We start from the raw sequence: 11,964 nt of genomic DNA, 5'->3' as shown, positions 1-11,964 counted from the left end.
TTCTCCACACTAATGTCACTATTTAAAATTATACTTTTTTTGTAGCTCAGAAATATTATGTGGTTCAAAACCATCTTCATGTTTGCGAGCCTTCTTCCATAACACATCATCTTTCATCTTTTCATCAATTAAAATTATAATTTCTTTATAAGACTCCTCGACTTGCTCTTTTTTCAATGTGGGGTTTTCTTGTTTCAATTCTTCGAATACTAAGTCAACAAGAGTCTCTAAATTGTAGGTGTTAAGATATTTATTATCGTTCTTGAAAAGCTTCGTAAAAGGTAGTAGAAGGCACTCCTTCGAAACGTTTGTATTATCTTTACCAAATATGTTTTTGTGAGCCCTACTAAAGCAACAGAGGTAAGTAAATTTATCTAAATTTGCACGTTTTAGACTAGATTTAGATAAGGAAATTCTTGAGTTGTCGTCATTCAAAAACTTTTGACATAAAAGCATTAACAGGTTATTTTCTAATCTAGATGATTTTTTAAAACTATATGTAATCATGTCTTTATTAGATTCGTCGCTAACCATGTATCCCGAATCTAAGTACCATTTTTCTAAAAATTTATTAGTCCAAATTGAATCTTTTTTAAACTCGGTTGTCATAATAGTTTTTTTATGGCTGCTAGTATTAAAATCGACATAATTAAGGTTGTTTTTAGAATTAACTTTAATTATATCAAGTTTAGACAATTTCAATAGTTTCTTAAACGAGTGTTTATCTTTGAGATCAGATGAAAACTTAATTTCTGAGTCATTAAATAAAGACAACTCAGTCCATAGGTCTTTATCAATACTAGGATCTTCTATACTGAAGATAGACAGTATAGAGCTAAGAAATTTATCATTTTTAAGTTGATTTCTAATAGCTTGCAGATGGTTTTTTAAAAGATGCTCGATGAGGTCTTCAAAATAATCATCTCTATTCATTTTTTCCTGAAACTCTTTTCTCCATTTATTTCTATCTAACTGTAGGGCATCTTTAGCGTCGAATCCATAAAAATCAATAAATATTGGCATTATGAAAAAATTAGTCAAAGGCTCAACACGTTGTCCTTTAAATAAATTATTCAGACGATAACTTGGCCCCTTTAAGAAATTAACTTTCTCACAATTAGATACTCCAAAAAATAAATTATATTTACTATCCCATATCAATTCGTCTTTGTGACGAGATATGCTGTCATAATTATTAAAATCTTTGTTCAAACTAACTGATACAGGAATGTTTTTTATAATTTTATTTTTAAGGTCACCTATTTTAGTTATTATTTGTAAATAATCAAATATAGGTTGCTCAATTGGATCATATGTATTTTGAACTTCATCAACTAATTTTTCTTCGTCGTTTGGATCAAAAAGACGCGAATTGTATCTCATTCCTCTTCTTTTAAGCCTAAGATATATAGATAATGTAGTCCCAAAGCTCCTAGAAGTATTGCTGTCTATTTTCTCGATGAAGCAATAACCTTGATTATTAGAAATTGGAGAAGTCATTTCAATATTATAGGAATTACTATCGAAAATACTTCTCGTTTCAATATAGACTTTATTGTATGGAGATTCGTTCCCTTCTAAAAGGAGAAACGCACTATGTAAGCCAATACCAAATGTACCTGAAGGGCGTATAGGCAATGGCATGTCATTAATAATTTTCTTTCTTTCTAGATTTTTGCTAGAACCAGCAATCTTTTGCATATATTCGAGATCTTTAATACTAATTCCAGTACCCATATCGCTAATGCTAAACTTCCAAATGCTATAGTCTGAATCATTTTCATCTTTAATTTTAGTGAAACTTACAGAAATAGGATAGTCACGAATTACATTCAAAAACTCTTCACTGTATGGATTTGACTGTTTATTCAGTTTAGGTTTAGGAGAGCTATCTCCAAATTCAGTCCAAACTCTAATATAAGTTGCATCGATAGCGTTCTGAAACAACTCTCTGTAAATGTTAATTTCATCGTCATACAAGTTCTTTCCTTGCAAAAGCTCAATTGCACTACGTTCGTCCAATGAAAACTTCATCGGTTTATCATTAAGTAAGATTTTTGAGTCATCCATTTCAACATTTAACTTATTAATAGTCGGGAGAAGACCAAACTCACGACTGGGCACGATGTTTTTCCACTGTGACATCTGGTTTTGAATCTCTTCCTTGATCCAATCAAACCAATTGCGGCATTCAATATATGCCATTTCTGTACTACAAATAGCCGTTATACTTACTGTTTCATTATCTAGCTGAAACTCACGAATAGCTTGATGTTTATGGTCATGTGTCTTACTAAGAGATGGCATATTACCAACTTGCCTTGCCATTACAGGACAAAAACGATTGTCATCGATATCAAACAAATCACCTAAACGTAGCAAGCACGCGACAAAACGAGGATGGCAATTTTCTGTACCCATACCCGTTTGGCGGAAGGGTAATGTTTTCATTACATAATCTTCAAAACCAAGACCGTGCGCCCAGCAGATTTGGCCAAGATAACGATAGATACGTTTGGGAAGTAATTCAGTACGCGGAGAGCTAATATTGAGCTTTTCAAATGGCTTTAAAACAACATCGTTTGAGTTTTTAGCGTGACCTTTGCGATACCATTCCGCAACCATCTGACGGTACTTCTCTACACCCTTATACGGATTGTCGTAGTGAATAAGAGCAGCTTCCCAACCATCGTTATGCCAAACTTTGGCAAACTCATGTAAGTCTTGAACATTGTTATTAGCAAGCTCTTCAACGTAGTCTTTAAAATGCTCATTTTCAATTACATCTTGAACCTCATCCGCATTGAATAGCATACCGATATCATGCCAGTAGGCTGCCTCCAATATTAGCCATGTGTCTGTCGCTGTTAGCTTTTCAATATTGCTACCGAGTAGACGTTCGATATTGACGAGTATTTGCTGTGAGTGTGATTTGTTATGACTACTAAAGTGTGGGTAATAACTGCCCACATTTTCAAGTGACTTACCGACGAGCTTTTCATCAAATTCCCATTGCGACATCAATATTTTTGTATTGCTGTCTTCTTCGGTTTTTCTTTTTAGATGTTTGATTAATCCTGCGCTCATGGTAAGTCCCTTTTAATTTCTACATATGATGTTTGAGTTTTATATTACTTATCAACATAGGTTGATTTTACCGTAAACGCATGATTAGAGGATAAAAAATATTTTCATTCAACTATTTATCTTTTGAATGCTTTTGAGCCTCAGCGATCAACTCATGAATTTTAGCACTTTCTTTTACCACACAAGCTTCATAAGCAGAGAGCGGCTCAGATTCCTTTTCGCTTTCCTGCTCTTGCTTGGCTTTTTCTTCTAGGTATTTTTGCAGATCGTCTTGCTCATCTTTTTTAGAATGACTCATAGCTTATGTCTCTTAATATTTTCAACACTTAATAAAAATCATCCCGACCAGCATATTTCTGGTTTAGCGCCTGCAATATTGCATAGGTTTCAGCATCTATATTACCCGTTGGCTGCTGCGGCCTGAAATGCAGTTGAAACGCATAAATGACATCGCGGCTCGGCTTATCCCACTCATCGCTATTATTGATTTGATAGCCGTATTTGCGGAATTCTTGCTTGATTTCTTGCACACTTGGCGCGACCAAGGTACGCCGACTCATAATTTCTTGCTTGTCCGCCTCATCATACCAAGCGCCGATACCATACTCTTTATAGAGACGCTCCCACGGGAACTTCGCACCGGGGTCGATCTTGCGCGAGGGTGCCATGTCCGAGTGACCGATGATGTTTTTGGGTGAGATGTCATAGCGCGTGGCGATATCTTGCACCAGCTCTGCGACTTTTTTAATCTGCAATTCATCAAATTCGACATAGTGGTCGTAAGGGTGATAGTCGAGTTCGCCATTTTTGAGTGCGTCTCGATAGTCAGGCTTGATGCCGTTATTGACAATCTCGATGCCGATAGAGGTGTCATTTAATATCGTTCGTCCTGAAAACCCGCCGTCGCCTGCATGCCAAGCGCGCTCAGATTCGGGTACGAGGTTATAAATTTTATTATCGTCATTGGACAAGATAAGGTAGTGCGCACTCACGTTGCCAGTGGTCAAGGTTTTGATTGAGCGCTCATTGTCTGAGACTGTATAGTGTAGGACGATAAATTTGATGCGCTCGCTTTTGCCAGTCGCTTGGTAGGTATCGCTATCTACGATGTAGTTTTTGGTCGTTGCTACGTGCGGAGCTGTTGTCACGCAACCAATCAAGGAGAGTGTTAATCCGCATGCCAATGCCGTCGATATAATATTTTTTGCCATGAAATGCTCTGTGTAGGAAAGGATAGGTAGAGAGTAACTTAAATAGAATTATTTTTAAGATTCAATTAGGTATTTATAAGTATTCAAATAGACATTCCAGTTATTCAAAATATTTTGGTAGCCTAGTGTTTCATAATCATCATGAGCAGGCATGTAACTTATGAATCTCTCCATATCCAAAGGGTAACCGAAGTCAGCATAAATTATATTGATTCTATCGTAGTCAGTAGTACTACCTTTTCTATTTTCATATAACCAAAGCAAGAGGATATATCTCCATTTACTGCTTACTAAGTCGCTTTCTAGCTCCACATCATTACTAACATCAGTGTTTATACAGAAATTGTCTAACAAAAAATCAAGCGCCAATTCTAGCAGACTGCCATCGTTAGGGTATTTAACCAGTGACACATCGACAATTTTACCTAAGTCTTTCAAGTAGATTAGCTCATACCTAATAGCATAGTCGACTTCCTTCGCAGATAAGACAATATGATTTTCATCCAAAAAATAAAAAGGAATAGTTATGTCATTCATTATTTGACCTTATTACTGTCGTTTTCATAAACACTGAATAAAATTACCTCTAATCCTTCCGAATCTTTTTAGCCAACACCTTTTTCCAACTCTCTTCCAAACACTCAATCGCCAGCCACGGCTCAATCACATCGGCATCAAACTTCTCTTTACTATTCGCCAGCTGCCACAGTGTTTCAAGCGTGGCAAACGGATAGGGGCGCTCGACCAGATATACGGGCAAGTCAGCATTAATCACGCCATCACGAACCACTTGAAAATACCAACCCGATATACCTTGCTTACTGACCCAAGAGGCGATATTTGGCACTTTGGTAAATTGTCCGATTTGGTCATTGATTTTGTAGCAGGGGCGGCGCGGTTGGACGATGCGTAATTGGACAGAGTTATCACTATTAACAACTCTCTCTCCATCCAATTGCCCATAATGATAGACGTCACCGATACAAACGGTAGATTCGTCCATTTCAGGCAAACCATTGACTGCTTCGGTGGTGAGGTTTTCGCCCAACGTACCGATACGCACTTTTAAACCAAATTCTGCGTTGATCTTCTCGTAAGTTGCAATCGGCAATTGATGCACCGCTTTTAAGGGGCCACCATGATGCTTGCGGTCGGCCTGCTCATCGGTGGTTAATCCCATGAAGTTGACGGCAACGGGCGCTTTGATGGGCGCTTTATCAATGGCGCTCATTTGCTCACGGGTGAACGGCATGGCTTTGCCTGCGCGGACGCAGGTCAAATTGGCGATATGTAGCGGCAGAGTCGTATTGAAGTTGGAGTCGGTTTGTTTTTTTGTGCTGGTGTCGGCAAATTCTGTGCACATTGGCTTTCCTAATGGCTGGTCGTTTTTTAAGTAAATACGATTTCATGATTACCATTATCTTAGCGCAATCATGGGCGGCTTTCAGCTTATTTATACTGCACATATTTATAGAGATATGTACCAATATGCAGACATAAAAAAAGACCAGAATAAGCCTCTGGTCTTTTTGATTTTATGCGTTGCAAGTTTATACGAGCATCGCACTCAATAGTCTTATTTGTTTTTGTTGCGACGACCGGCTGTTTTCTTTTCACGTGGCACAGCGACCAGTTCAGCCAATTGTTCAGGTGATGACCATAGGCCTTCTAAGTCATAGAACTCACGGGCTTGTGGCGTCATCATATGAACGACGACCGCACCCAAATCAATCAACGTCCAGTCAGAGTCGAGGCCGCCTTCACGGCCAAGTGGCATAAAGCCGCCTTGCTTGGCTTCAGCGCCGACACTATCAGCCATCGCACGCACATGGCGTTTTGACGTACCGTCAGCGATGACGATGCGTTCGGTGACGTCGGTCAAGTCTTCTACATTTAGTACAGTGATGTTCTTAGCTTTCATATCTTCTAGCGCGCTTTGGACAAGGTTTAAGCACACGGTTAAGCGTTCTTCAGTCATGGTGTTGATCATAAATTTTAATCTCTTGAATCGTCAATATATAAAATAAAAAGGTAAATCATTGATGGGTATTGTCCAACTGACCGGATATCACCAGTCACGTATAAAGACAAAATAGGAAAAATGATAAAGTGATTTTAACGGAATTGCGCCGCAGAATATAGCTGATGGGCAATAATATAATGATAAACAGCAGGATTTAGCCATTTAACGAATGGATTGGATGTAGTATTGCTAATGATAGCATTTATTGGTGTTACAAAGGTAGTTTGCGTTTCGGCTGGCGCTGTCGTATTTGAGCGATTTGTCGTTGACTGTAATTGCTGACGTAGCTCAGTACTTGAGATGGCCATTACAGGACGATTGTCTATATAAATGTGGCCTTTATAAGCATTTTTCAAGGCGCTGCTATCTGCAAGCGTTTGAGAAGGGGGCAAGAGCAACTCAGTCGGTGCGTCGATGACTAGGTTTTGTAACGGTGTCGGCAGCTGGGCTTGTAGTGCCGCCGTCTCTTGCTTCGTTAAATTTTCCTCAACAAGGTTATCCGCTCTAACATCGTTATAAACGTCAGACACGCTATTCATACCGTGACGACTAAAAATCCAAAGATTGACATAATCCGTCAGCCTGAGTCCGTCTTTCCATTGATCCAAACTACGGGCGCTATCTATACCCATGATAAATATCAAACAGTCATTAGGATAGCGCTGTCTTAAGGTACGCACACTATCGATGGTATAGACAGGCGGCGTTTGCCATAATTCCAGCTCGTTAATTTGTAAGGGTGTATTGCGCGTTGCCAGTTTTAACATGGCCAAACGATGGGCAGGGTCGGTGCTGTGTGTTTTGAATGGCGAACGGGCGTTTGGCAATAATGACACGCGCAGATCGCGCTGTTGTAGCGTCGCTATCGGTAACAAACAGTGATAAACGGTCATTGCCATTTGTACATGACCGCTGTGCACGGGGTCAAATGAGCCGCCTAGATAAGCGCGAATGGTGGGCGCAGAATGTTTGTCGTGACGGTCATTGGTAATAGTGGGCATAAATAAATGAGCAAAAAGCGAGAGAGAAGAGCGTTATTGTAGAGGGCACGGCGGCGGCTGTCATCAAAAGCTCGCAAAAGTCATAACATTTTCAATAAAAACCCTTAAGAAAAAACCGACTATCATTACGATAGTCGGTGATAAAACGTATGGTTTTTAGGCAAACGTGACAACGATTAAATCAAATCGCTATACGCTTGGATGGCGGTCAGGGCGATGGTATACACAATATCATCGACCAAAGCACCGCGTGATAAATCGTTTACAGGCTTATTCAAACCTTGCAACATCGGGCCCACGCTGATGACATTGGCACTACGCTGTACGGCTTTGTAAGTGGTGTTACCGGTATTGAGGTCTGGGAAAATAAAGACATTGGCTTGTCCCGCAACAGGTGAGTCAGGGGCTTTTTGTTTACCGACGCTCATGACCGAGGCAGCATCATACTGTAGTGGACCATCGACCTTGAGATTTGGTTCGCGTTCGCGGACGATTTGGGTGGCACGAGTGACTTTTTCGACGTCTGCGCCTGCGCCTGATGAGCCAGTAGAATAGCTAATCATGGCAACTTTTGGATCAATACCGAAGGCAGCGGCAGATTGCGCCGATTGAATGGCAATCTCGGCCAACTCTTCTGCCGTTGGGTCAGGGTTGATGGCACAGTCACCATAGACAACCACTTGCTCAGGCAACAGCATAAAGAATACCGACGATACCAAAGAGTACTGCGGGGCGGTCTTAATCAACTGAAATGCTGGGCGAACGGTGTTGGCAGTGGTGTGAATCGCGCCAGAGACCAAGCCATCGACTTCGTCCATTTGTAGCATGGTAGTGCCCAAATACACGGTATCTTTTAGGTATTCTGCCGCGACATCTTCGCTGGTTTTGCCTTTACGGCGCTCAACGACCGCTGCGATATATTTGCTCATATCTAGGTCGTCAGGATCGATGATTTCCAGACCTTCTGGTAAGGTCAAATCACGGTTTTTGGCCACTTGTTCGACATCAGAACGCTTCGCGAGTAGGACACAATTAGCGATACCGCGGCTTTGACAGATACAAGCTGCTTCCACAGTACGCGGCTCCGAGCCTTCTGGCAGCACGATGCGTTTTTTGGCGTGCTGGGCTTTTTTGACCAACTGATGGCGAAAGGCAGAAGGTGACAAACGCGGCTCATAATCGCGGCTGAAATATTCTTTAATCCAGTCCAAGTTCAAATGTGCCGCCACGTAACGCGCCACTTCTTCAGCGCGTGCGGTATCATCACTCGGAATCTCAGAGCTCATATGCATCAAACTCTGTACGGTCTCATAACTGTCGCTTTCGACACTCATCACCGGAATGCCAGTTTTGAGCGCTGACTGCCACAGCTCAGCAACCGTTGCACTTGGCTCGACACCGCCCGTCAAGACCAAACCTGCCAGCGGAATGCCATTGATACAGGCCAATCCAGCCGCTAACAATAAGTCATCGCGATCCCCTGGGACGACGATAAGAGTGCCGCGTTTGAACACTTCATCGACGCGCGCAACGGAGCGTGCCGTTAGGCTAATACGGTTGATACGGCGCGTTTTTGCGTCACCGACATTGAGCCATTTGGCATCAAGCTCAGTGGCAATATCCCAAGTACGCGGCACGGATAATGAGTCGCTAAATGGCACCACACCGATCAAGCGAAACACCTCAGTATCGAAATGTGGTGACAAGCGCTGGACTTCTTGCATGAACGTTTTGTCCAAGCTAACCATTGCCTCACCAGGAGCCACAGGCTGGTTCTCAAAAGTATTGGGAACATCGTGCACACGCATCAAAATCACGCCGAGCGTACGGGCATTGGCGATACCGCCAAACTCACGAGCGTGAACATCGAGCTTGTCGGCCAAATAGGCAGGTTTGCTGGTATCAGCGGTACTGACAAAAATGATTTTGGCATCTAGTGCATGAGCAATGGCACGGTTGATTTGCGAGGCATAAGAGGTCTCGGTAGTCGGTACTAGTCCCTCGCAGATGACCACGTCATGACCATCACCAATCGTATGATAATTGACGACCACCTCTTCTAACAGGTCATCAATATTGCCATCACCAATCATGCGCTCTACGCGTTGACGACTGATAGATTTGGGTGGATTTAGACCAAAAGCATGCATGGTCAAGGCACTTGAGCTGTCTAAGCTGCGCTGCTTATCTAACGTGTCATCTTGCAAAAACGGCTTCATAAAGCCCGCTTTTATACCATTGTAGTCAAAAGCACGAATCAGACCCAGCGCGGCTGATGTGACACCAATACCGCGGCTGATGGGAACAAGTAAAATAGTTTGCATAGTGTATCCTACGGTTTATTATATTTTTAAAGCTCAAGTCATCCTTGCTGAAATGAGCAAAACGTCGCGCTTCTCATCATTGACTCATAAGAAGCGCTGGGTAAAAAACACCCAAAGACTATCGAGCCTAGACTAAGTTCAAAGCTTCACGCGTTTCTTGAGCGATACGACCTTCTTCATCTGTTGGTATAACCCATAGCTCAAGGCTACTATCGCTGCTATGGAAGCTGCCTTCATTGCCACCAACTAATTTTGCGTTTTTGTCCACATCTACTTTGATACCGAAATGACGCATCACTTCTAAGATACGGGTACGCGTGGTGACAGAATTTTCACCGATACCGCCTGTGAAGACAATACCAGTAAGCTCAGGCAACGCACAGCTCAAGCTGGCAAGGTATTTACCAACGCGGTAGCAGAACATCTCAATGGCAAGCTCTGCGTCTTTATGACCTTCGCTAGCCGCTTGTTCGATGGTACGCAAGTCATTAGACAATCCTGAGATACCGAGTAAACCGCTTTCTTTATTGAGCATGGTGTCGATATCTTCTAAGCTCATGTCGAGCTGGCGCTTTAGATGTATGTGCAGACTTGGATCCACATCGCCACTACGCGTACCCATCATCAGGCCTTCAAGTGGAGTCAGACCCATACTGGTATCGAGACTTTTGCCATCATAAACGGCAGTCGCTGAACAGCCGTTGCCGAGATGCGCGGTCAGCCAACCATGCGTGCCGCTCGCATCCGTGATTTCAGTTGCTCGCTCTGAGACATAAGCATGAGACGTACCATGAAAGCCATAACGACGGATTTTATGCTCTTCATACAGCGCTTTTGGTAATGGATAGCGAAAAGCAACGGGTGGCATGGTTTGGTGAAAGGCGGTATCAAAAACGACCACTTGCGGCATATCAGGATAAATAGCTTGGACGGCTTCGATGCCCAAGGCATTTGCTGGGTTGTGTAGCGGTGCCAATACTTTTAGACGCTTTACTTCGTCGAGCACATGTTCATCGACACGAACGGCTTCTGAGTACTCACGGCCGCCATGAACCACGCGATGACCGACCGCGATGAAATGATACTGCTCTAATAGCTCAAGGATTTTTTGTAGCGCTAACTTATGACGGCCACCTGGGATAGAAATCTCAAGCTTTTCCCCGTTGAGCGTGGTGTGTTTGATACGGGCAGTATCCAGTCCTAGGTTTTCGGCCAAACCAGTGATACGAGTAGCATTGTCATCGCTAATCAGTGCGTATTTGATGGAGGAAGAACCGCAGTTAAGGACTAAGGTAGGGTTGGTCAGGGTTGATGTGTCAGTATTGTTGTCATCAAAAGTGGTGGTTGGGCTGGCGCTCATACTCTATCCTTAGATTGTATTTTATAAATGGTGATTCATCATCGATGAATACCGGTTAAATAAATAAAAATCAGCCACATCCATGCTGATATACGTTGAGCAAGTATATTGCTGATTTCGATCGTGTTTGGGCTGGCACTATTAATATAAGTGTTAGCTAAGTCGCATACTAGCGCCTTAGTACAGCCACAAGGTTGAGCATAATGTAACATATTTTTGTGGTTATACCACGATAACTAAAAGGGTTATAGCGACAGACGATTGCTTGTCGAATACAACTGTACACCGATTGTAGCTAGGGTTGCTCAGGCACTAAAGCAAAAAATCAGCGATGATAAAAATTGTAAGAAAATTTTTCTAAATGAATATAAATCCTTTTAATGAGTGGTGCTATGTATGGATTTTTTTAGCAACGACCGCTTATTACAGTAAAACAATAAGTCTTAGTAAGGCCAAGTGTTCACCTTCTCTAAATTTATTGGTTAGTCGTATTCAGTATGCGCACAGCTTTATATAATAATGCTATTATTCAAGGCAGCCATCTGTGCCGTTTTTTGATGACGGCTTTTATTATATTTGGTTATTTCTATATTCTGTATGCGTCGCCTTTTTTCTATTATACTTATACCATTACAAGGTTACAGGTTATCTACTTTATGCTTACTATACGCCATTCTTTAAAAACCGAGCACTCTAATGCCGCCCGTGTCAGTCGTCGTGTTCTCTCTACTTTTATTATGGGTAGTGTTGTGATGCTAGGTATATCAGGATGTGGACAAAAAGGCGCTCTATATTTGACAGATGCTAGCGGTCAAACGGTTCAAGAAAGCACGGCGATGTTAGCGAGTACTAGCCAGCCACAAGATGCCGCTTTTGCTGGTATCGATGAGGATCAACAAAACCCCAATTTTGAGCTGCCAGAACCCAGCAACGATCCCAATGATTATTAGGGCGTGTT

General features: G+C 42.0%; 10 protein-coding genes. 1 reads left to right on the top strand and 9 read right to left on the bottom strand.

Going from position 1 to position 11,964, the window contains the following annotated elements; translation table 11 throughout:
* Positions 1-18 precede the first annotated feature (18 nt).
* The 9 genes from M917_RS13550 to M917_RS13510 all read right to left on the bottom strand — a co-directional run bounded on the left by M917_RS13550 (position 19) and on the right by M917_RS13510 (position 11,006).
* The gene (locus M917_RS13550) at positions 19-3,087 is read right to left on the bottom strand and encodes an HD domain-containing protein (protein WP_021815454.1); all 3,069 of its coding nucleotides are present in this window, start codon (positions 3,085-3,087) and stop codon (positions 19-21) included.
* Positions 3,088-3,199: 112 nt separating this feature from the next.
* The gene (locus M917_RS13545) at positions 3,200-3,385 is read right to left on the bottom strand and encodes a hypothetical protein (protein WP_021815453.1); all 186 of its coding nucleotides are present in this window, start codon (positions 3,383-3,385) and stop codon (positions 3,200-3,202) included.
* A gap of 28 nt (positions 3,386-3,413) precedes the next feature.
* On the bottom strand, positions 3,414-4,298 hold the full coding sequence (locus M917_RS13540; RefSeq protein ID WP_021815452.1) for an N-acetylmuramoyl-L-alanine amidase: 885 nt from the start codon (positions 4,296-4,298) through the stop codon (positions 3,414-3,416).
* A gap of 54 nt (positions 4,299-4,352) precedes the next feature.
* Entirely contained in the window at positions 4,353-4,835 is a 483-nt protein-coding gene (locus tag M917_RS13535) for a DUF2247 family protein (protein ID WP_040642892.1), read from the bottom strand.
* Positions 4,836-4,884: 49 nt separating this feature from the next.
* Positions 4,885-5,661, bottom strand: coding sequence for an MOSC domain-containing protein (locus M917_RS13530; RefSeq protein ID WP_021815451.1), 777 nt, complete (start codon positions 5,659-5,661; stop codon positions 4,885-4,887).
* A gap of 213 nt (positions 5,662-5,874) precedes the next feature.
* The gene (gene rsfS / locus M917_RS13525; protein ID WP_021815449.1) at positions 5,875-6,288 is read right to left on the bottom strand and encodes a ribosome silencing factor; all 414 of its coding nucleotides are present in this window, start codon (positions 6,286-6,288) and stop codon (positions 5,875-5,877) included.
* Positions 6,289-6,413: 125 nt separating this feature from the next.
* The gene (locus tag M917_RS13520) at positions 6,414-7,322 is read right to left on the bottom strand and encodes a nicotinate-nicotinamide nucleotide adenylyltransferase (RefSeq protein ID WP_021815448.1); all 909 of its coding nucleotides are present in this window, start codon (positions 7,320-7,322) and stop codon (positions 6,414-6,416) included.
* A 176-nt stretch (positions 7,323-7,498) separates the two neighbouring features.
* A complete protein-coding gene (pta, locus tag M917_RS13515) occupies positions 7,499-9,646 on the bottom strand; it encodes a phosphate acetyltransferase (protein ID WP_021815447.1) in 2,148 nt (715 codons plus the stop codon).
* Positions 9,647-9,773: 127 nt separating this feature from the next.
* Positions 9,774-11,006 carry an acetate/propionate family kinase gene (locus M917_RS13510; RefSeq protein ID WP_021815445.1) on the bottom strand — a complete coding sequence of 411 codons (1,233 nt, stop codon included), beginning with the start codon at positions 11,004-11,006 and terminating at the stop codon, positions 9,774-9,776.
* A 656-nt stretch (positions 11,007-11,662) separates the two neighbouring features.
* Between M917_RS13510 and lptM the strand changes: the two genes are divergently transcribed.
* Positions 11,663-11,956, top strand: a complete 294-nt coding sequence (lptM, locus tag M917_RS14085; RefSeq protein WP_021815443.1) for an LPS translocon maturation chaperone LptM — start codon at positions 11,663-11,665, stop codon at positions 11,954-11,956.
* Positions 11,957-11,964 lie beyond the last annotated feature (8 nt).

This window comes from Psychrobacter aquaticus CMS 56, from assembly GCF_000471625.1.
Lineage (GTDB): Bacteria > Pseudomonadota > Gammaproteobacteria > Pseudomonadales > Moraxellaceae > Psychrobacter > Psychrobacter aquaticus.
This window is presented reverse-complemented; position numbering and strand designations above follow the sequence as displayed.

Coding starts and splice junctions, on each gene's coding strand:
- M917_RS13550 (WP_021815454.1), bottom strand. CDS start 3,087: ATGAGCGCAGGATTAATCAAACATCTAAAAAGAAAAACCGAAGAAGAC.
- M917_RS13520 (WP_021815448.1), bottom strand. CDS start 7,322: ATGCCCACTATTACCAATGACCGTCACGACAAACATTCTGCGCCCACC.
- M917_RS13535 (WP_040642892.1), bottom strand. CDS start 4,835: ATGAATGACATAACTATTCCTTTTTATTTTTTGGATGAAAATCATATT.
- lptM (WP_021815443.1), top strand. CDS start 11,663: ATGCTTACTATACGCCATTCTTTAAAAACCGAGCACTCTAATGCCGCC.
- M917_RS13540 (WP_021815452.1), bottom strand. CDS start 4,298: ATGGCAAAAAATATTATATCGACGGCATTGGCATGCGGATTAACACTC.
- rsfS (WP_021815449.1), bottom strand. CDS start 6,288: ATGATCAACACCATGACTGAAGAACGCTTAACCGTGTGCTTAAACCTT.
- M917_RS13510 (WP_021815445.1), bottom strand. CDS start 11,006: ATGAGCGCCAGCCCAACCACCACTTTTGATGACAACAATACTGACACA.
- M917_RS13530 (WP_021815451.1), bottom strand. CDS start 5,661: ATGTGCACAGAATTTGCCGACACCAGCACAAAAAAACAAACCGACTCC.
- M917_RS13545 (WP_021815453.1), bottom strand. CDS start 3,385: ATGAGTCATTCTAAAAAAGATGAGCAAGACGATCTGCAAAAATACCTA.
- pta (WP_021815447.1), bottom strand. CDS start 9,646: ATGCAAACTATTTTACTTGTTCCCATCAGCCGCGGTATTGGTGTCACA.